Raw genomic sequence first — 19,763 nt, forward strand, 5'->3', positions numbered from 1 at the left:
AAGCAAAAAGTATTAAAGTAAGATGGAATTAAAAGGAAAACTCGCAATAGTCACTGGTGTAAGCAAAGGCATCGGATTGGAAACGGTCAAAGTATTGCTCGATGCCGGAATGGTGGTAGCTGGTTGGGGAAGAACTAATCCCGAGATAGATCATGAAAACTATCACTTCTTTGGTACCGATGTGGCCAATTGGGAGAACGTGCAAGGCTCTTTCAGGTTGACAAAAGAAAAGCTTGGGAATGCATCAGTGTTGATCAATAATGCTGGCTTTGGTGTTCAGGGACTTATCCATGAGATGGAAGTAGAAGACTGGAAAGCTATGTTTGATGTGAACGTTCATGGTCTCTTCTATTGTACAAAAATGGTAGCACCCGATATGATCGAAGCGCAAGAAGGTCATATCGTGAATATTGCGTCTATCGCAGGAACGAACGGGGTAGAGACAATGTCTGGTTATGTGGGCACAAAACATGCGGTTAGGGGCATCGGTCAGTCCATTTTCAAGGAATTGCGACAACACGGTATCAAAGTATCCACCATATATCCTGGTTCTACCAATACAAACTTTTTTGACAGCATAGAATTTGCCAATGCAAATGAAAATATGATGCGTCCGGAAGACATTGCAATGACTATATTGCAGAGCCTTGAAACTCATCCGAATTACCACGTGGTGGATGTAGAGGTTAGGCCACTAATGCCAAAGGGCAGGCCCAATAAATAAGTCGGCAATACGTTAATTTTTCAATGTCCATCAAAGTCAGCCAACTCACTAAGGTTTACGGAAGTCAGAAAGCGGTAAATGATATCTCTTTTGAAGTAAATCCGGGTGATATATTAGGCTTTCTGGGGCCCAATGGCGCTGGTAAATCCACGACAATGAAGATAGCCACTGGCTTTATTCCGCCATCTGGCGGAACGGTTCAAGTGGCTGATATCGATGTGACCCAAAACCCGGTTAATGCACGCAAGCAAATTGGCTATCTCCCTGAGCATAATCCACTTTATTTGGATATGTATGTTCATGAATACCTTGCCTTTATCGGAGAGTTGCATGGCCTAAAAGGTCCGGCTTTAAAAGAGCGCATTACGGATATGGTCTCACTGTGTGGGTTGACTGTCGAGCAAAACAAGAAGATAGGAACCCTGAGTAAGGGCTATCGTCAACGCGTAGGTTTGGCACAAGCCTTAATCCATGACCCAAGTGTATTGATCTTGGACGAACCCACAACAGGTTTGGATCCCAACCAACTGGTTGAAATTCGAAATCTTATTAAGGAGATCAGCAAAAACAAGACGGTTATCCTTTCGACCCACATCATGCAAGAAGTCAAAGCACTTTGTAATCGCGTGATCATTATCGATAAGGGTAATATTGTCGCAAATGATACGGTCGAGAACCTTACTGAAAGTCAACAAGTGCTGAGAGTAGAGTTGCAGTCATCAGTTGACGCAAAGGAGTTCGAAGCTTTTGGATCGGTAGAATCGATTAGCGAAAACACTTTTGAAATTACACATACCTCGAAAGAAGATTTGAGGCCAAAAATCTTCGAGTTGGCCAAAAAGAATGACTGGGTCATTCTGAGCATGCAACAGCAAGAAAAGGACCTGGAACAAGTATTTAGAAACTTAACCCAAACTTCGGATGTGGGCGATCTATAAAAAGGAGATCAGGCAGTTTCTAAATTCCTTGATCGCTTATGTGGTCATAGGAGTCTTTCTAACAGGCATTGGTTTACTTACCTGGGTATTTCCAGAGACCAGTATCCTCACCTATGGCTATGCGGATATGGAAACCCTCTTCACCATGGGGCCTTTCGTTTTCATGTTTCTGATTCCAGCCATTACCATGCGTATGCTGGCAGAAGAAAACAAAACGGGAACTATCGAACTGTTGTTGACCAGGCCTTTGACCGATTTTCAGATCATCATGGGCAAGTTCCTCGCAGCATTTACTTTGGTGATCTTCTCGATTCTTCCAACGCTTATTTACTGTTATTCTATTTCCGAGTTGGGTAATCCTGTGGGTAACCTGGACGTGCCCGGTATTGCTGGCTCTTATCTGGGACTCATATTGTTGGGAGGTGTATTTGCCGCGATCGGTATACTGGCTTCATCCCTTAGCGAAAACCAAATCATTGCCTTTATTATCGCTGTTTTCTTCTGCTTTTTCATGTTTGCAGGGGTAGAGTCCTTAGCAGGTTTGTTCTCTGGTCAGTTGTCCACTTTGATAGAAGAATTAAGTCTGAGTTATCATTTCGAAGCCATGGGGCGTGGACTAATTGATACCCGAAATGTAGCTTATTTTGTGAGTGTAGCGGCTATTGTGCTTTTGTTGACCCATTTGAAAATGGCGACAAGGCTTTTCTCTTTTAAACCTATTCGTAGTAAGATTTTGAGAGGTTTTGCGATTGGTATAATCGTCATTCTTGTTTTCAATATTGCAGCAGCCAATGCCTATTTGAGGATAGATCTAACGGCCGATAAGCGCTTCACCTTAAAGCCTGCAACAGGTGAGTTATTGAGGAAATTGGACCAACCGCTCTCCATCGAGATCCTTTTAGCAGGAGATTTGCCTTCACAATATCTCAGATTACAAAAGTCTTTGGTGCAGACACTAAAGGAGTTTGAAAATAAGTCGGGTAGTCAGCTCAATTATTTCTTCACAGATTTTAATGATGCAGAAACCGATCAGGAACGGCAAGAAAACTTCGACTACTTAACCAGCCGACTGAGACTGTCACCGACTCAGGCCATTTTTAATGAAAATGGTAATCAGGTAAGACGCTTCATTTTCCCCTATGTTATTATAAGTTACAATGATCAGGCAGGTGCAATCCTGCTTTCTGATGGGGCAAAAATCGGCTTAACCCCTGATGAAGCGATTAACCAGTCCATTGAAAACTTAGAATTCAATCTAGCAGTAGGTATTCAGCGATTGGCTAAGGTCGATCGAAAAAAGATCGGACTGGTGAGAGGGCATCAAGAACTAGATTCTGTGAATATCGCTGGATTCAATGCTGAGATGATCCAATATTTCGACCTAGAGTATGTGGATTTATCGGCACAAGATCGCATTAAAGGTTTTGATGCATTAATCATCTCCAAACCGCGGGAAGCATATTCAAGAGACGATAAGTTCAAGCTGGATCAATACATCATGCATGGTGGTAAAGCCCTGTTTTTGATTGATGCCTTGAATGCTGATATGGCAAGAGCCGCAGGGGCGGGGACATTAGGGCTACCTGTTGAAACAGGTCTGGACGACATGTTATTTCGCTATGGTGTTCGGCTGAACAAGAACTATGTTCAAGACATTCAGAATTTTGGTCGATACCCTGTTGTGGTTGATGATAATCAGAATATTATCAATCTGCCTTGGCCTTTCTATGCCGCTGTCAATGATTTTGCGGATCACCCAATTACAAAAAATCTGGATGCGGTTTACGCCAGAACTTTCGGCACCATAGATACTGTAAAAGCGGATGGAGTCAAGAAGACACCTCTCATGTTTACTTCTGATTTCACCAGAGTAATGGCCGCTCCCGCCCGAGTCGCCTTTGAAGACTACGCCAATCAGCCGGACCCGGCTAGTTTTGACCATGGGAGAGAACCGATCGCCTATCTATTGGAAGGTAGTTTCACTTCGCTTTTCAAAAACCGTGTGTTGTCGAATGAAGAAAAGGCTAGATTCAAAGGAGAAAGTGAGGATGGTAAGATCGTTGTAGTTTCTGATGGTGATATGATTCGGAATGAATTAGACCTGAGGAATGGTGCTCCAATGGAATTAGGCTTTAATCCCTTTCGGGAAGAAGGAGACAAAGTTCGATACGCAAACAAAGACTTTCTCTTTAATGCCTTAACCTATCTCACCGATGAAAACGGTTTGATAACCGCACGTGCCAAAGAAGTTCAAATTCGTCCTTTAAATAAGGTAAAGGTTAATGCCGAAAGAGCTTATTGGCAAGTACTCAACTTGGTCGGGCCGATCATCTTGATCGTTCTTTTCGGTGTTGCAAGAGGAGTTCTCCGGAAACGGAAATACAGTAGGTTTTCTAACGGCTAATACCAGCTAAGATGTTAAACACACCAGTCAATCGCGAAATATTTGGATTAACACCTGTTGACTTAATTGATTTTAAACTCAAAGTGGCAGAAGTGAAGTCTACAGATATCGTTGTCGATTTAGGTTGCGGTGATGCAATGTCTCTTATTAGAGCAAATCAGCAGTATGGAGCGAAGGGCATAGGCCTTGAAATACTGCCGGAGGCTTTGGCCTTAGCCTATGATAAGATTAAGGAAAGTGAGCTGACCAATGAGATTCTGATCATTGAAGAAGACATGATGGACTTTGATTTTAGCAAGGGTGACGTCTTCATCCTATACCTGAATAGAGGGGTTTTGGGCACACTATCTATGAAGCTCGAAAATGAGCTTAAACCTGGGGCCAGAATCGTCACACATGATTTTGATTTGCCAGGCTGGCAAGCGAAAAAGGCTTTCTCATTTCAAATGAGAAATGGCACCTCTACGGAGGTGTTTCTCTATGAGCGATAGTGACTAGTATTTCTGAACGCTAGGGTCTATTTCATCTGCCCAAGCAAGAATGCCACCTTTTAAGTTATAGAGATTTTCGAAGCCGTGATTTGCTTCTAGCCAGCTGATCACATCGCCACTACGTTTGCCACTTCGGCAATGCACAATCACCTGCTTGTCCTTAGAGAACTTATCCACGTTTTGTGGAACTGAGTTCATGGGGATTAACTCACCACCGATTTCTGCAATCTCAAATTCATTGGGTTCTCTCACGTCAATCAATTGAAAATCGGTGCCAGATGATTTTAGAGCTTCAAGTTCTTTAACGGTAACTTCTTTCATGTTGTCAATATTAGTCCTTTTGTGCTAAAGGGCAACCTTCAGGGCAAGGGTTATCATTTTGTCTTTGAGAAACTAAGGATTGGGTGATGTGGTTCAGTTTTTTCACTTTAAATCCAAAATTTCCACCAAGCCGATCGCGAATCACCCTCATATTCTGCAGAAGACTATCCATCTCATGTGGTAGAGCCTCGTTCAATGCCTGTTTTAGTCGTTTGGCGATAGTTGGTGATTTTCCATTTGTCGAAATGGCGATTTTCAAGTCCCCTTTCGTGACAATACTACCCAAATAGAAATCACAGAGGTCAGGTGTGTCTGCTACATTAACTAAGATGTCTCTGGACTTAGCCTCGTTCCTTATGCTAACATTGGTTTCATGATCTTCAGTGGCGATGATTACCATTTGCATTCCGGTCAGGTCTTCATTGAAGAATTCACGTTCCAATAGCGTAACATGGTCGTGATTAGCAGCTAGCAACTTGATCTCTGTCTTAATTTCTTTTCCGACAAGGGTAACCTTAGCCTTGGGGCTACTCTTCAATAGGAATGTGAGTTTCTCAAGTCCGACCTCACCACCTCCGACTATAAGCGTGTCGAATTGTTGAACTTTTAAAAATACTGGGTATAATTCGTTGGCCATGTTATCCAAAGTATTGGTTGAGCTTGAAGCGTTCTTTCCACGATATATCGGACAGACTCACTGTTTCACCAATGACGATCACTGCGGGGGAAGATATGCTTTCTGCCTTTGCTTTAGCATAAATTGAGTCGACCGTATCTATTACTATTCTCTCATTTGCCATGGTGCCGTTTTGGATAATAGCAACAGGAGTTTCCTGTTTACCATATGCAGAGAATGTCTCACAGATTTCCTTAAGCTTCCTCGTTCCCATCAAGATGACTACTGTGGCGGTGGATTGTGCTGCGAGGCTTATGTCTTTGGTCATCGTACCGTCCTTAGAGGTGGCTGTAACTGCCCAATAACTTTGACTCACACCTCTACTGGTTAGTGGTATTCCCTGTAAAGCGGGTACCGCATGAGCACTGCTGATACCAGGGACTATGGCAGTTTCGATATTGTGATCTCTCACATACTCGACCTCTTCATAACCCCTACCGAAAATGAATGGGTCTCCACCTTTTAGGCGGACCACATGCCCCTTTTCTTTGGCAAAATGCACGATCAATTCGTTGATTGTATCTTGCGTATGGCTGTGCTTGCCCACACGCTTGCCTACATAGATCTTCTCGACCTTTGGCTTGGCATAGGTGAGCAGTTCCTTACTTGCCAGGTCATCATAGAGAATCGCATCGGCATCGGCAATGGCTTTTATACCTTTCAAGCTGATCAAGTCAGGGTCTCCAGGTCCGGCACCCACTAGGGTGAGTTTAGGGTATGTGTTCATTTTAAGCTTTGTAGAAGTCTGTGATCACTAGTTTTTCTTCGTTGTCAGATGCTTTTAATTGAACCTCTCTGAATAACCTGACGCGCTCAAGAAATGCTCCTGCATCCTTGAAATACCCCTGAGCAAATTCGGAGCTCGGTTGCTCTACTTTCATTCTTAGCACAAATGCTTTGAATCCATCTGCTAGTTTGAAGAATTCATGATCTCCAAAGTGTTCTTCAAAACTCTCGATTATACCGATCTGAGTATTGCATTTGATGTCTTCACTGAGCAGTAAAGCTTTTGCACCAATCACGAAACTGCTATAGCTGTTATAAATGGAATCGGCCCAAGCAGCTTGCTCCAATCCTTCCTTGGCCCAATCAAGTCGCTCTTGAGACTCTTCGATTATGGTTCCGATTACATCCAGCATCACACTGGCACATTCACCAACACCAATCTCCGGAATAAAGTCTTCGGTTTTTCCCCAGTCCATATGATCTTCTCTAGCCAATGAAGGGACATTGGCTAGCGGCTTGAGCAGATGGTAGAAGTGTATTTTACCGAGTCTTTGATAAAAGTCATTGAAGTATTCACCGGCTTCAGATTTGGCCTCATATTCCCGAAGTACCATGGCCAAACCTGACGGAATCCGTTTAGTAGGAATCTTGATCACTTTCTCTGCTATAAATCCTTCTCCCGTGGGTGAGAGTCCGCCACCAATCACTACTTGCATTGCTGGAATGACTAGAGCTCCATTCTTGATGGAACTTCCATGAAAGCCAATGTTGGCTGCCATATGCTGACCGCAGGCATTCATACAACCACTAATTTTGATCTTGATATAGGACTCATCAATAAGGTGCTTGAATTCTGTGCTGAGCATCTCCTCTAGTTTCGTAGTCAGGGCAGTGCTGTTTGTCACTGCTAGATTACAGGTATCGCTTCCCGGACAAGCGGTTATGTCATGGGTAGAGTCGAAACCAGGCTTGCTCAAGTCTAGCTCAGACAAGGTTCTGTAGATGCAGGGTAGGTATTCAGCCCTAACATACCTCAATAGAAGCCCTTGATTGGCCGTGACCCGTATATCATCTGCTGCGTATTGTCTCACCAGTTTGGCAAGAGACCTGGCCGATTTCGAATGGATGTCTCCAAGAGGTACCCTAATCCAGACACCAAAGTAGTCCTTTTGCTTCTGCTCAAATACATTGGTCCGTTTCCAGTCTTCAAAGGTTTCCCAGTCTTCTATTTCTACTTTCGGTACTGATTTTTCCTCAGGTATAATCGTAGGAACCAAGTCGTCATCCACGACAAAGCTTTGATTAGCGAGTGCTTTTCTTTCTGCTTCTACGAGTTCCATTAGCTGCTCAAAGCCTATCTTTTTGAGCAAGAATTTCATACGAGCCTTGCTTCGGTTAGCTCGTTCTCCATAGCGATCAAATACGCGTATTAATGCCTCCGTAAAAGGGATGATTTGATCAGCCTCGAGAAATTCATAGGCCGTTTGAGCGGGTATGGCCTGCGCGCCTAAACCACCTCCAATAACTACTTTGAAACCACGTATGCTCTGATTGCCTTCATATTTTAGTTTTGGAATAAAACCCGCATCATGGAAATAGGTCATGGCAGTATCTTTTTCATCTGAGGCAAAAGCGATTTTTACTTTTCGGCCCATGTCCTGGCAGATTGGATTCCGCAGAAAGTAGTGGGTTAAGGCATGCGCATAAGGGCTAATGTCAAAAGGTTCGTTTGGGTTGATACCAGCATCTGGTGATGCGGTCACATTTCGAACAGTATTGCCGCAGGCCTCCCGAAGTGTAACATCCTCTTCTTCAAGTTCCGACCATAGTGCTGGAGAATCGGCTAGCTTTACGTAATGTAACTGGATGTCTTGCCGCGTGGTGAGGTGTAGGTTACCTGTTGCATACTTATCAGACGTATCCGCGATCTTAATGAGCTGTTGTGCCGTGACTTTGCCATAAGGCAATTTGATACGAATCATTTGTACGCCTGGCTGCCTTTGCCCATAGACCCCACGGGTTAGTCGGAACAGTTTGAATTTGTCCTCTTCGATTTCTCCTCTGTTGAATTTATCAATCCTGCTTTGGAGTTCGAGAATATCTTTTTTGGCTGTCTTGCTGACTTTAGTTGAAACGCTTAATGACATAATTAATACTATTTGATCTGCCTGATGCGAAGAATTGAACGCAAAGTAAATGAAAAGGATATAAAACCTACCAATTAAGTAGGGTAATAATATTCAAAAGGTTCCATCTTAATGTAAAACGTGAAGAATTGCTTTGGAATGGGTAGCGCGGCTGACATTAAAAGAAGCTCATGTTGGCGCTTCAAAAAGGGGTAATAAAGTTCTATGTATAGATTTTATTGTTAATTTTATCCGCTTAATAAAACCATCTCAAAAATCGACCATTTATGAAGTTTATTGTTTCTTCAGCCGAGCTTCTCAAGCGACTTTCTAACATTAATGGAGTAATTACCACCAACCCTGTGGTACCTATTTTAGAAAACTTTTTATTCGAAATTAATGATGGGCTTTTGACCATCACAGCTTCTGATCTTCAGACATCAATGATCACTGAAATAGATGTTGAAGCAAAGGAAAATGGTAGTATAGCGGTTCCTGCGAGGATTTTGATGGATACCCTAAAGAATTTACCGGAGCAACCGGTGACTTTCAGCATAGATGGTGATACTTATAGTGTCGAAATTAATTCTGACAATGGTCGCTATAAGTTGGCTGGTGAAAACGCCACCGACTTTCCAAAAGTGCCAGATGTAACTGATGCTTATTCTGTGGACATGTCAACAGACGTTTTGAGCAGCGCCATTAATAATTCGATTTTTGCAACGAGTAACGATGAGCTAAGACCCGCGATGACTGGAGTCTTTGTTAAGCTAGATGATACAAATACGACTTTTGTGGCAACAGACGGTCACAGATTGGTAAGATACAGAAGAGTGGATGTCGCTACCGATTCTGGAATGTCGATCATTATACCGAGAAAGGCATTGAACCTGTTGAAGTCGACTCTTCCATCAGAGAATTCAAATGTGATCTTGGAGTACAACGCATCAAATGCATACTTCAACTTCAATAATATTAAAATGATCTGCCGCTTGATCGATGAGCGATTCCCAGATTATGAGAATGTAATCCCGAGTGAGAACCCGATTGAGATGACCATCGATCGAAATGAGTTCTTGGGTTCATTGAAAAGGATTTCGATTTACGCTAACAAAACCACTCATCAAATCCGATTGAAGATTACAGGCAGTGAGTTGACGATTTCAGCAGAGGATTTAGATTTCTCTAACGAAGCGAAAGAGACTTTGGCTTGTGAGCATGAAGGTGAGGATCTGGAAATTGGCTTCAACGCTAAGTTTTTGGTAGAGATGTTGGGTAACCTACACTCTAAGTCAATAACGCTGCAGATGTCTGCACCGAATAGAGCCGGACTAATCGTACCTGGAGAGAAGGACGAAAGCGAGGACATCTTGATGCTAGTAATGCCAGTTATGTTGAATAACTACTAGGCGATCAATCAATGAAATTTATCTAAGGAGCTTCGGCTCCTTTTTTGTTGGAAAAATTGAATAACTTAGAATTACAAAAGATCAGAATTTGCTAAGCAAAAAAACCCAATATGCCTTTCATGCCTTGACCTATCTGGCAGAAAATCACAGCAAAGGGCCTATCCTAATTTCAGAGATTTCTCAAGAGCGGCAGATTTCATTAAAGTTCTTGGAGAACATCTTACTTGAACTTAAAAAGTCTGGTGTATTGGGAAGTAAGAAAGGAAAAGGGGGAGGATACTACCTGATAAAATCAGCCGAAGAGATTCCATTGGCAAAAGTAATTCGAGTCCTAGACGGGCCAATCGCTTTGTTACCCTGTGTCAGCCTTAACTATTATGAGAAGTGCGAAAACTGCCAGGAGGAGATCTGCGGTTTAAATCGTGTTATGGCAGATGTGCGTGACAACACCCTAAAAGTTCTAGAAAACAAGACACTTAAAGACATTTTAAGGAACCGATAGATTTTTTTTGCGTTATTAGTCTACAAAAAAGGTAGGGAATACATAGATTTGCAAATGTAAGTCTATTGACGTGACGAAATATGCTATTAGATACGACCATTAACAGAAGGATTGAGACTATCTCGAATAAGAGTGATAGTAACCTGAAAAGCATCGCCAAAACCATCAGTTGGCGTATTGTAGGTACAATTGATACCATGCTCATAGCTTATTTTGTGACAGGTGAGGTAGCAATGGCCCTATCGATCGGTTCGGTAGAAGTAGTCTCCAAAATGATCTTGTATTATCTCCATGAGCGGGCATGGGCTAACGTAAAACTCAGAAAGTAGGAATGGATTTAGATTTTTTTAACAAAGAAATTGAGGGAAAACCTCTGAACGAGTCACTGGCTTTTTTGGCTGAAATGTTTTCAGGTCAAGTGGCGTTCTCCTCGGCCTTTGGCCAGGAAGATCAAGTGATTACTGATTCAATTTTTCGAAATGATCTCAACATCCAAGTCTTCACCTTAGATACTGGTAGACTCTTTAAAGAGACCTACGATCTGATCGATCAGACAAGGTCGAGGTACAAAAAACATATCAAGGTCTACTATCCGAATACTCAAGCTGTGGAAGGACTGACTTCTCAGAAAGGTATGCACAGCTTTTACGAGTCAATTGAGAATAGAAAGGAGTGCTGCTATATAAGGAAAGTAGAACCTTTAAAGCGAGCTTTAAAAGGTGCAAAGGTATGGATTACCGGATTACGTGCTGGGCAATCTGATAATCGACAGTCCTTCAACATGCTTGAATGGGATGAAGGGAATCAGGTCATCAAGTTTAATCCCTTACTCAATTGGTCATATGATGAAATGATCGAGTACCTAAAGTTAAATAAGGTTCCCTACAATAAGCTACATGATCAAGGATTTATCAGCATCGGTTGTGCTCCGTGCACCAGAGCTATTGAACCCGGAGAAGATGCTCGTGCCGGGCGTTGGTGGTGGGAGACCTCCAAAAAAGAATGTGGATTACATCAAGTTAAAGTCTAAACAACACAAGCATGAAAATATTTGACGGCCAGTTTCCAAGAGAACTGGAAGATGAGGCAATCTATATCATGAGAGAGGTAGCTGCACAATTTGAGCGACCTGCGATTCTGTTTTCTGGAGGGAAGGACTCTATCACCCTAGTGCGGTTGGCTCAGAAGGCTTTTTACCCTGGTAAGATTCCATTTCCACTGCTCCATGTGGATACCGGTCATAACTTTCCGGAGACCATTGCTTTCAGAGATCGTCTGGCAGAGGAGTTGGGTTTAGAACTTATTGTGCGTTATGTACAAGATGCCATTGATCAGAAAAAGGTACAGGAAGAGTCAGGAAAGTATGCAAGTCGAAATGCGCTCCAGACGGTGACTTTACTGGATGCCATTGAAGAATTGAAGTTCGATGCATGTCTTGGAGGAGCCAGAAGAGACGAAGAAAAAGCTAGAGCTAAAGAACGAATCTTTTCTGTTCGTGATGATTTCGGTCAGTGGGATTCAAAAAAACAGCGGCCTGAACTTTTTGATATGCTCAATGGCAGAATCAATGTGGGTGAGAACGTACGCGTTTTCCCAATCTCTAACTGGACTGAGATTGACGTTTGGAACTACATCAGAGAGGAGGGACTTGAGATTCCTTCGATTTACTATGCACATGAGCGTGATATCTTCGAGCGTGACGGTATGATTTGGCCAGATTCTCCCTTTATCAACAAATCTGATAATGAGGCAGTGAGCAAAAAGGTGGTGCGATTCAGAACGGTAGGTGATATGACCTGTACCGCAGCTGTGGAATCTGAAGCAAAGCATATAGACAGGGTAATTGAGGAAATACTAAGCGCTACAATTTCTGAACGAGGCGCAAGAATTGATGATAAGCGTTCAGAGGCAGCAATGGAAAAAAGGAAGAACAATGGCTATTTCTAAGAACAAGGAAGTTTTAAGAATTGCTACTGCAGGAAGCGTAGACGATGGAAAGAGTACATTAATTGGTCGACTTCTTTATGAGACCAATTCGATTACGACAGATAAGCTCTTGGCTATTGAGGAAAGTAGCCGTAGAAAAGGGCTCGGTTATACCGATCTATCATTACTTACTGATGGCCTGGTTGCAGAAAGAGAACAGGGGATTACCATTGATGTGGCACACATATACTTTTCTACACCGAGGAGAAAATTTATCATTGCCGATACTCCTGGCCATGTCGAATACACGCGCAATATGGTAACAGGAGCTTCTAATGCTGATGTTTCCATTGTACTGGTGGACGCCCGTAACGGCCTTGCTGAACAAACACATCGACACCTTTATATCTCTCACCTTTTGAAGGTGCCAAGAGTGATAGTCTGTGTGAACAAAATGGACTTGGTCGATTATAGTGAAGCGAGATTCAATGAGGTAGTTGAGGATTTCAAGGCATTGCTAGATAACGAGACCTTTGAAAACCTCACAATTGACTTTATCCCAGTAAGTTCGTTGCATGGGGAAAACATAGCCAATCATAACAAGCAAATGAGCTGGCACAAAGGTGACCACTTACTGAATATCTTGGAGTCCATTGAGGTACACCCCGATAGTAATAATAAACCTGCCCGTTTTCCAGTACAATTAGTCATTCGACCTAAATCTGAAGACTTTCATGATTATAGAGGTTATGCAGGAAAAGTAGCCAGTGGTGTCTTTTCAAAGGGAGATACTGTTAGGGCCTTACCATCAGGCTTGACAGCCAGAATTGAGTCTATTGATCAGTTCGAAGACTCGCTTGAATATGCCGAAGCAACCCAATCAGTTACAATCAGGCTAGATCGCGATATTGATGTCAGCAGAGGAGACATGTTGGTTAAAGATGAAGCGCTTATTGGCTCCAAGGAATTGGTTTCTAATATCTGTTGGATGGATAACACACCATTGGTAAATGGTAAAACATACAAGCTTCAACATGGCATCAATGAATCTAGGGTAAAGGTCTCGGGTATCAACTATCGGGTAGAGACATCTAACCTTATCAAGGACGAAACTGCTACCGAACTTAATTTGAATGATGTGGGTCAGGTAACGCTGAGGTCTTCAAAACCTGTTTTAGTTGACTCTTATAATAAGAACAGAGCCAATGGAGCTTTCATCTTGATCGATGAGTTCACTAATAATACGGTGGGAGTGGGCTTTGCTGGTTAGTTGAGCCTCTCATCTATAAGCTCATCGAGGGTGATGGCTCGATCATAAACCCGATCGAAAAGGGAGTTAAGTTCGAGTTCATTCGAAAGGAGGTTCACTACCAAATTTTTGAACTCAACACTCTGTATTTTCTCGAGAGAGATTATTTTTTCTTCTCCAAAGTCCACATCAGACACCAGAAAGTCGCTGTAGTACTTTTCCTTCATACGTACGTAGTAGTCTACAACGTCTCTTAATTCTAAATAGTAAGCTTTGATTTGTATTAAGGCACTTTTGAGATCAGAATTCTTGTTGGTGTAATTAGAGTTGAGATAGAAGTTAAGCGCTTCCATCTGTGTGATGGGTTTATGTGTTCTGTTAATATCGAACAGATAGTGTGAGATGCTATCTACTTCGAGATCTTCTCCAACAAATAAGAATCGTGCTAGCTGTCTTGTATCCTCCTCCAGTTTCTTTCTACTACCGATCAAGGTTTCAAACACGTGCATGTTATTGGCATTTTCATCAGCTACGCGTTTGATAGCTGCCATTTCTAGCTTCAGGTCTTTTTGATCCTCATAGTAAACGTTAAGCTGGTAGGCTGCTGTAATACCAAATATCACGATGAAGATCTCCATCAGATAGGTATAAATGTCATTGCGTTTGAGTCGTCTGGAAGTGCCGAATTTTACCATTTAATATGCCCAGTTAAATTAAAGACGACTGAGCTGGCCCTAAAGATGCTTAAGCTTTCGGTTTTTACAAAATCTGACATCTGGACTAGTCTATTTGTCAACAGGCAAAAGAATTTCATCAATCAGACTGTCGATCTTGTAAAGCTGAGCTGATGCCTGATTGTATAGCCTATTCAATTCATATTCATCGGCCACCATGTTCCAAACGATATTTTTGAAGGCTAATGCTCTAATCATTTCAATGTCTGTCACTTTTCTTCGAGCAAAGTCAACACTGTTTCTCAGATATCGCATGTAGTCCTGTTCCTTCCTTATTCTATATCCATCGGACATTTCGAGCAACTCCTGAAGGTATGTCTCTAGGCTTAGGAATTCGTTTTTTAGTGCTGTGTTAGACTCTCCATAATTACTGCTTAAGTATGAATTGGCTGCTTGCCTTTGGAGATCTGGAGTGGACGTCTGCACCAAACGAAACACATATTCGTTGGCGCTATCTATAGAGATCGGTGCTTTGTCAAGCAACCGAAGCAGGCGTTCAGCGTCTTTGGTTATTCTTTCCCGATAACGCTCAAGGCTTTGAAATTCAGCAATGTTGATTTGAACTTCTTTGTTTAAGTTCTTTATAACATTCAGCTCGAGCCGATTATTGATTCTTCGCTCGTTGACGATATTAAGTTGATACGCGATTGATATTCCCAGTATCACTATGAATAGCTCCATAATATATACTTTGAGATTTTGACTTTTTAATAGCCTTTTCAATCGCATGACATCGTCTTTTTATTCTATTCGCTCAATTTTAGCCCCAAGTGCGTTTAATCGACCATCGATGTTTTGATAACCTCTATCGATTTGCTCTACATTGTCTATGACACTGGTGCCTTCCGCAGACAAGGCAGCAATTAGAAGCGCTTGACCAGCTCTGATATCTGGGGAGGTCATACGAATACCCTTCAGCTTTTGAATTCTGTCAAGTCCAATCACGGTAGCTCTGTGTGGATCGCAAAGTATGATTTGAGCACCCATATCAATGAGTTTATCTACAAAGAAAAGTCTGCTTTCAAACATCTTCTGGTGAACAAGGACAGTTCCTTTGGCTTGGGTTGCCATGACAAGTACTATACTCAAAAGGTCAGGTGTTAATCCTGGCCAAATTGAGTCAGCAATAGTCATAATTGATCCGTCAATGAACGTTTCTATCTCATAGTGCTCTTGCGCTGGAATGTAAATATCATCCCCTCTGAACTCCATTTGTACACCAAGTCTCCTAAAGGTTTCAGGGATAAGGCCCAATTCTTTGATTTGACAATCTTTGATGGTGATTTCGGATTGAGTCATTGCCGCCATACCAATGAATGAACCAATTTCAATCATGTCTGGAAGCATGGTGTGCTCAGTGCCAGAGAGTTGCTCCACACCATCAATGTGTAATAGATTGGAACCTACGCCTGTTATTTTGGCGCCCATCCTATTTAGCATTTTAGAAAGTTGCTGCAGATAGGGTTCACAGGCGGCATTGTAAATGGTGGTTTTGCCTTTGGCAAGTACAGCAGCCATTAAAATGTTGGCCGTACCAGTTACTGAGGCCTCATCCAAGAGCATGTAGGTGCCTTTTAGATCAGAAGCATCGATATGGTACATGCCAGTCTCTGCTTCATAAAGGAAACGTGCTCCCAGTTTTTGAAAACCCAAAAAGTGCGTATCAAGTCTTCTTCGTCCAATCTTATCGCCCCCGGGTTTGGAGATTTTACCCTTGCCAAACCTAGCCAACAATGGACCGAGGATCATGATTGAGCCTCTAAGGGAAGAGGCCTTTGTACGAAACTCTTGAGTTTCCAGATAGTCAATATTGACATCTTTGGCACAGAACTTATAGCTTTCGCCACCAAGGTGGGTAACTTCAACGCCCAAATCTGCCAATAGCTCAATGAGCTTATTGACGTCCCTGATATCAGGGACTTTATTGATTGTAATGGGTTCAGAAGTCAGTAGAACTGCGCATAGGATTTGAAGCGCTTCATTTTTGGCACCTTGAGGAATTATTTCCCCTGAAAGCCTGGTGCCACCTTCAATGACGAATGAGGACATTTAGTTTCTGCGTCTGTTATTGTTTCTTCTACGATTGTTATTTCTCTTATCGCGATCTCTATTGCTTCTATTCTGAGGCCTTTTCTCACGAATATTGTTATCAAATAGACCGAACTCTTTTACTTCAGCAATATCGATGTCAAGCTCATTGTTTGAAAGCTGCTTGATTTGTTTTAGGATGATCTCATCATCGATATTGTCCTTATTCCAAGTGTTATAAAACCCTTTCATAAGTCTGCCAATGTGGATCACAGCAGATTTCTTAGTCTCAGGATCTTCCATTTTGATCGTTTGCTCGATCATATGTTCAACACTACGTCCATAGTGCATGTACTTGATCTTGGAGTTTTTATACTCCATACGCTGAGGTTTTTTTCCGATCACAGATTTTTCTGGCATTGGAAAAGGCGCTTCAATTTCAAGGTCGAAATTGGAAACGATGTATAAGTCATCCCATACCTTTTGATCATTGTCCTGACCGCTTTTGAGGTTCGGGTTGATTTGTTTCATGAGGTCGGTTAGCGTCTGTGCGTATGCACTTCTCTTCTCGGTATCCTCAATAGTTCTGATATGATCTACTAGCTTCTGAATGTTACGACCGTATTCTTTCAGCCTTACATCAGTTCTTTCTGTATTATATTCTAATCCCATTAATTCTTAAAGTATAGGTCAAATTAACAATAATTATCTCAAAGGATGGCTATGACAGCGATCCTAATCCACGATTCTCAACTTGGCAAAGGTGAGCAGGAGTGTTTTCTCTCCAAAATCTTCAAAGATCACCTTGGCTTTTTTATTAGCACCTTCCACGTCCATTTTTGACACTTTGCCAAATCCAAACTTGGGGTGTTCAACCTTCATTCCTTCTTGCAACCCAGAGGTATCACTGGGTTTAAAATCGGCCGAGGGTTTATGGTATTGCATCGGTTTTTTAGGAGCCGATTTCTTTTTTGCCATCAAATTCCGAGCAAAGCTTGAATTGAAGCCCGGAGGCCCATCGCTTCTCCCAAGTTTAGGCTCTCGGCTTCCGTACCTTGTATTCACGAAAATAAAGCTTGGATCCACTTCTTCGATAAAGCGGCTTGCCTCAGAATTGATCAGTCTGCCATAACGATAACGCGATAAGGCGTATGAGAAGTATAAGTTTTCTTTAGCTCTAGTAATGGCTACATAAAAAAGGCGTCTTTCTTCCTCTAAGTCGTCCCTACTACTGAGCATCATTTGCGAGGGGAAGAGGTCTTCTTCCAACCCAACAATGAATACATTTTTGAATTCCAGCCCCTTGGATGAATGGATGGTCATTAACGACACATAGTCATCGTTGCCTTTATCATCGCTATCCTGATCGGTAAGCAGAGCGATGTCTTGAAGAAAGGCCCCAAGGCTTTTGTCCTCCACTTCTGGAGTATCAACAAACTCTTTGATTGCATTTAAGAGTTCCTGGACGTTTTCGTAACGATTGAGACCCTCAACAGTTTTGTCCTCATAGAGCTCTTTGAGTAAACCGGAATTTTTTGCGATATGACTAGCAGCTTCATAAGCATCTTTGCTTTCAACATAGATTTTGAAACTCTTAATGAGGGTCACGAAATCTCTCACCGCATTGGCTGCTCTTCCCGGCAAGAAGGCATCGACATTGGTGAGCACTTCCCAAAGGGGAATGTCATGTTCGAAAGCAGCCACTACAATTTTTTCTACCGAAGTTGTTCCAATACCCCTCTTCGGCAGGTTGATGATCCTCCTAAAGGACTGCTCATCTTCCGTGTTCATGGCATATCGTAGATAGCCCATGAGGTCTTTGATTTCCTTTCTTTGATAGAAAGAAAGGCCACCAAAAATCTTATAATGAATACCAGCTTTTCTCAAAGCCTCTTCAATGGCTCTAGACTGGCTATTGGTTCTATAAAGAATAGCAAAATCCCTGTTCTGATAGCCGTTTTGACTTTTCTGCTCAAAAATGGCAGATGACACAAACCGGCCTTCTTCATTGTCAGAAACTGACTTGATAAGCTCTATTCTATTCCCCTGATCATTGGAAGTCCAGACGGTTTTCTTCAATTGACCTTTGTTCCGCGCAATAACAGAGTTGGCGGCATTAACAATGTTCTGAGTAGAGCGATAGTTTTGCTCCAGCTTGATCACCTTCAGATCGGGAAAGTCCTTCTCGAAATTGAGAATGTTCTCAATGTTGGCGCCACGGAAGGCATAGATGGATTGTGCATCATCACCAACCACTGCGATATTCTGGCTAACAGACGATAATTTCTTGGTAATTAGGTATTGAGAAACATTGGTGTCTTGAAACTCATCGACCAAAACGTATTTGAACCTGTGCTGATACTTATTCAGAACGTCCAGATGATCTCTGAATAATACATTGGTATTGAAGAGTAAGTCATCAAAATCCATCGCATTTGCCTTAAAACATCTTAGGCAATAGGTTTTATAAATCCTGCCCATCTCAGGTTTCTGCGCAGCAGTATCATCTGCCTCATAAAGTGGGTTGGCTAAATAATCCTGCCATGAGACGAGGCGGTTCTTTGCACCAGATATTCTATTGAAAACCACATTGGGTTTATAAACCTTATCATCAAGACCAAATTCTTTAACGATGGTCTTGATTAGTGATTTTGAATCATCCGCATCGTATATGGTAAAGTTGCTAGGGTAACCTAGTCTATCTGCTTCGGACCTCAGGATTCGTGCAAATACGGAGTGGAAGGTGCCCATCCAAAGATTGCGCGCGTCATTGCCGACCACTTGTTCAATCCGGTGACGCATTTCCTTTGCCGCTTTGTTGGTAAAGGTCAGTGACAAAATATTGAACGGATCTACACCTTTCTCTTTAATCAAATAAGCGATTCGGTAAGTAAGCACACGCGTTTTACCCGAACCGGCACCTGCAATAATCATTGAAGGTCCTTCGGTATTGACTACACCTTCGTACTGGGGTTCATTGAGGGAAGAGAGGTATTCCATGCGCCACGAGCTACAGTGATTCTATACGTAAAGACTAGTTTTATAAGCGCTGAACTTTAGTCTTGACGTCATTCTGAATTCATTTCAGAATCTAATTAATGAGACCCTGAAACAAGTTCAGGGTGACGGTTTATTAATAGCTTGCAATATAGGGATCAATCTAATTTTCTCTTATCAAATCAGAGAAGTATTGCTCATAATTTGACTGATGGAATATTCTTGCTGGTACCGACCCGCCTTAGTTCCTCAACTTCCTAGAAACAAACTGTTTTCTTTATTGATACTTGTATAGTAGTGATCATTACTTTAGTACTCAATGAGGTGTGAGGTGTCTTAGATATCATATAATGCTCATTCAGTTATTTTAACCTAGAGGCTAAGCCTAACTTATTTACTCAAATACCTCAAATATTAGCAAATATGTTATAGCAATAACCAATACGCTAGTGAGTGTTTTCTTAATTACATGGTAGACAGATTGAGTAAGAGAATATGCATCGTTTCCCGAC

19 protein-coding genes are annotated in these 19,763 nt (G+C 42.1%); 10 read left to right on the plus strand and 9 right to left on the minus strand.

Features of this window, described 5'->3' with window-relative positions:
* Positions 1-22 precede the first annotated feature (22 nt).
* The 4 genes from BFP97_RS19075 to BFP97_RS19090 are packed head-to-tail and all read left to right on the plus strand — an operon-like array spanning position 23 to position 4,557.
* Positions 23-724, plus strand: a complete 702-nt coding sequence (locus BFP97_RS19075) for an SDR family oxidoreductase (RefSeq protein WP_069843946.1) — start codon at positions 23-25, stop codon at positions 722-724.
* Positions 725-747: 23 nt separating this feature from the next.
* On the plus strand, positions 748-1,662 hold the full coding sequence (gene gldA, locus BFP97_RS19080; protein ID WP_069843947.1) for a gliding motility-associated ABC transporter ATP-binding subunit GldA: 915 nt from the start codon (positions 748-750) through the stop codon (positions 1,660-1,662).
* Positions 1,646-4,066, plus strand: a complete 2,421-nt coding sequence (gene gldG, locus BFP97_RS19085; RefSeq protein WP_083262667.1) for a gliding motility-associated ABC transporter substrate-binding protein GldG — start codon at positions 1,646-1,648, stop codon at positions 4,064-4,066. Before gldA ends, gldG begins: the two co-directional genes overlap by 17 nt.
* An 11-nt stretch (positions 4,067-4,077) precedes the next feature.
* Entirely contained in the window at positions 4,078-4,557 is a 480-nt protein-coding gene (locus BFP97_RS19090; protein WP_069843948.1) for an SAM-dependent methyltransferase, read from the plus strand.
* A 3-nt stretch (positions 4,558-4,560) separates the two neighbouring features.
* Here BFP97_RS19090 and BFP97_RS19095 read toward each other — a convergent pair whose 3' ends face one another.
* From BFP97_RS19095 to BFP97_RS19110, 4 genes are read right to left on the minus strand one after another with little or no spacing between them, the layout of a single operon-like run.
* A complete protein-coding gene (locus tag BFP97_RS19095; RefSeq protein ID WP_069843949.1) occupies positions 4,561-4,878 on the minus strand; it encodes a rhodanese-like domain-containing protein in 318 nt (105 codons plus the stop codon).
* A gap of 10 nt (positions 4,879-4,888) precedes the next feature.
* Positions 4,889-5,515, minus strand: a complete 627-nt coding sequence (locus BFP97_RS19100) for a bifunctional precorrin-2 dehydrogenase/sirohydrochlorin ferrochelatase (RefSeq protein WP_069843950.1) — start codon at positions 5,513-5,515, stop codon at positions 4,889-4,891.
* 1 nt (position 5,516) lies between these two features.
* Positions 5,517-6,281 (minus strand): uroporphyrinogen-III C-methyltransferase, encoded by a 765-nt coding sequence (cobA, locus tag BFP97_RS19105; RefSeq protein ID WP_069843951.1) that lies wholly within the window; start codon positions 6,279-6,281, stop codon positions 5,517-5,519.
* Position 6,282: 1 nt separating this feature from the next.
* Complete coding sequence (locus BFP97_RS19110) at positions 6,283-8,427, minus strand: nitrite/sulfite reductase (protein ID WP_069843952.1); 2,145 nt, start codon at positions 8,425-8,427, stop codon at positions 6,283-6,285.
* Positions 8,428-8,693: 266 nt separating this feature from the next.
* Here BFP97_RS19110 and dnaN point away from each other — a divergent pair, with 266 nt between their 5' ends.
* The 6 genes from dnaN to BFP97_RS19140 all read left to right on the plus strand — a co-directional run bounded on the left by dnaN (position 8,694) and on the right by BFP97_RS19140 (position 13,513).
* The gene (gene dnaN / locus BFP97_RS19115) at positions 8,694-9,815 is read left to right on the plus strand and encodes a DNA polymerase III subunit beta (protein ID WP_069843953.1); all 1,122 of its coding nucleotides are present in this window, start codon (positions 8,694-8,696) and stop codon (positions 9,813-9,815) included.
* A gap of 88 nt (positions 9,816-9,903) precedes the next feature.
* Entirely contained in the window at positions 9,904-10,317 is a 414-nt protein-coding gene (locus tag BFP97_RS19120; RefSeq protein WP_069843954.1) for an RrF2 family transcriptional regulator, read from the plus strand.
* Between the two features lie 80 nt (positions 10,318-10,397).
* On the plus strand, positions 10,398-10,646 hold the full coding sequence (locus BFP97_RS19125; RefSeq protein ID WP_069843955.1) for a DUF2061 domain-containing protein: 249 nt from the start codon (positions 10,398-10,400) through the stop codon (positions 10,644-10,646).
* A gap of 2 nt (positions 10,647-10,648) precedes the next feature.
* A complete protein-coding gene (locus tag BFP97_RS19130; protein WP_069843956.1) occupies positions 10,649-11,347 on the plus strand; it encodes a phosphoadenylyl-sulfate reductase in 699 nt (232 codons plus the stop codon).
* 11 nt (positions 11,348-11,358) lie between these two features.
* Entirely contained in the window at positions 11,359-12,264 is a 906-nt protein-coding gene (gene cysD, locus BFP97_RS19135) for a sulfate adenylyltransferase subunit CysD (RefSeq protein WP_069843957.1), read from the plus strand.
* Positions 12,251-13,513, plus strand: a complete 1,263-nt coding sequence (locus BFP97_RS19140) for a sulfate adenylyltransferase subunit 1 (RefSeq protein WP_069843958.1) — start codon at positions 12,251-12,253, stop codon at positions 13,511-13,513. The genes cysD and BFP97_RS19140 overlap by 14 nt, the downstream gene beginning before the upstream one ends.
* Here BFP97_RS19140 and BFP97_RS19145 read toward each other — a convergent pair.
* From BFP97_RS19145 to BFP97_RS19165, 5 genes are all read right to left on the minus strand, one after another.
* A complete protein-coding gene (locus BFP97_RS19145) occupies positions 13,510-14,187 on the minus strand; it encodes a hypothetical protein (protein WP_069843959.1) in 678 nt (225 codons plus the stop codon). The genes BFP97_RS19140 and BFP97_RS19145 overlap by 4 nt on opposite strands.
* A gap of 90 nt (positions 14,188-14,277) precedes the next feature.
* Positions 14,278-14,907: a hypothetical protein gene (locus BFP97_RS19150; protein WP_139135380.1), complete on the minus strand. Its 630-nt coding sequence runs from the start codon at positions 14,905-14,907 to the stop codon at positions 14,278-14,280.
* 60 nt (positions 14,908-14,967) lie between these two features.
* On the minus strand, positions 14,968-16,275 hold the full coding sequence (gene murA, locus BFP97_RS19155; RefSeq protein WP_069843961.1) for a UDP-N-acetylglucosamine 1-carboxyvinyltransferase: 1,308 nt from the start codon (positions 16,273-16,275) through the stop codon (positions 14,968-14,970).
* Positions 16,276-16,926: a DUF4290 domain-containing protein gene (locus tag BFP97_RS19160; RefSeq protein ID WP_069843962.1), complete on the minus strand. Its 651-nt coding sequence runs from the start codon at positions 16,924-16,926 to the stop codon at positions 16,276-16,278.
* 63 nt (positions 16,927-16,989) lie between these two features.
* On the minus strand, positions 16,990-19,254 hold the full coding sequence (locus BFP97_RS19165; protein ID WP_069843963.1) for an ATP-dependent helicase: 2,265 nt from the start codon (positions 19,252-19,254) through the stop codon (positions 16,990-16,992).
* Positions 19,255-19,763: the final 509 nt, after the last annotated feature.

It is taken from the genome of Roseivirga sp. 4D4 (assembly GCF_001747095.1).
Lineage (GTDB): Bacteria > Bacteroidota > Bacteroidia > Cytophagales > Cyclobacteriaceae > Roseivirga.

Excerpts from the sequence above, each read along its gene's own strand:
- dnaN (WP_069843953.1), top strand. The coding sequence starts at position 8,694 with ATGAAGTTTATTGTTTCTTCAGCCGAGCTTCTCAAGCGACTTTCTAAC.
- BFP97_RS19165 (WP_069843963.1), bottom strand. The coding sequence starts at position 19,254 with ATGGAATACCTCTCTTCCCTCAATGAACCCCAGTACGAAGGTGTAGTC.
- BFP97_RS19130 (WP_069843956.1), top strand. The coding sequence starts at position 10,649 with ATGGATTTAGATTTTTTTAACAAAGAAATTGAGGGAAAACCTCTGAAC.
- cobA (WP_069843951.1), bottom strand. The coding sequence starts at position 6,281 with ATGAACACATACCCTAAACTCACCCTAGTGGGTGCCGGACCTGGAGAC.
- gldG (WP_083262667.1), top strand. The coding sequence starts at position 1,646 with ATGTGGGCGATCTATAAAAAGGAGATCAGGCAGTTTCTAAATTCCTTG.
- gldA (WP_069843947.1), top strand. The coding sequence starts at position 748 with ATGTCCATCAAAGTCAGCCAACTCACTAAGGTTTACGGAAGTCAGAAA.
- BFP97_RS19150 (WP_139135380.1), bottom strand. The coding sequence starts at position 14,907 with ATGGAGCTATTCATAGTGATACTGGGAATATCAATCGCGTATCAACTT.
- BFP97_RS19075 (WP_069843946.1), top strand. The coding sequence starts at position 23 with ATGGAATTAAAAGGAAAACTCGCAATAGTCACTGGTGTAAGCAAAGGC.
- BFP97_RS19140 (WP_069843958.1), top strand. The coding sequence starts at position 12,251 with ATGGCTATTTCTAAGAACAAGGAAGTTTTAAGAATTGCTACTGCAGGA.
- BFP97_RS19145 (WP_069843959.1), bottom strand. The coding sequence starts at position 14,187 with ATGGTAAAATTCGGCACTTCCAGACGACTCAAACGCAATGACATTTAT.
- BFP97_RS19160 (WP_069843962.1), bottom strand. The coding sequence starts at position 16,926 with ATGGGATTAGAATATAATACAGAAAGAACTGATGTAAGGCTGAAAGAA.
- BFP97_RS19090 (WP_069843948.1), top strand. The coding sequence starts at position 4,078 with ATGTTAAACACACCAGTCAATCGCGAAATATTTGGATTAACACCTGTT.
- BFP97_RS19110 (WP_069843952.1), bottom strand. The coding sequence starts at position 8,427 with ATGTCATTAAGCGTTTCAACTAAAGTCAGCAAGACAGCCAAAAAAGAT.
- BFP97_RS19095 (WP_069843949.1), bottom strand. The coding sequence starts at position 4,878 with ATGAAAGAAGTTACCGTTAAAGAACTTGAAGCTCTAAAATCATCTGGC.
- BFP97_RS19125 (WP_069843955.1), top strand. The coding sequence starts at position 10,398 with ATGCTATTAGATACGACCATTAACAGAAGGATTGAGACTATCTCGAAT.
- murA (WP_069843961.1), bottom strand. The coding sequence starts at position 16,275 with ATGTCCTCATTCGTCATTGAAGGTGGCACCAGGCTTTCAGGGGAAATA.
- BFP97_RS19100 (WP_069843950.1), bottom strand. The coding sequence starts at position 5,515 with ATGGCCAACGAATTATACCCAGTATTTTTAAAAGTTCAACAATTCGAC.
- cysD (WP_069843957.1), top strand. The coding sequence starts at position 11,359 with ATGAAAATATTTGACGGCCAGTTTCCAAGAGAACTGGAAGATGAGGCA.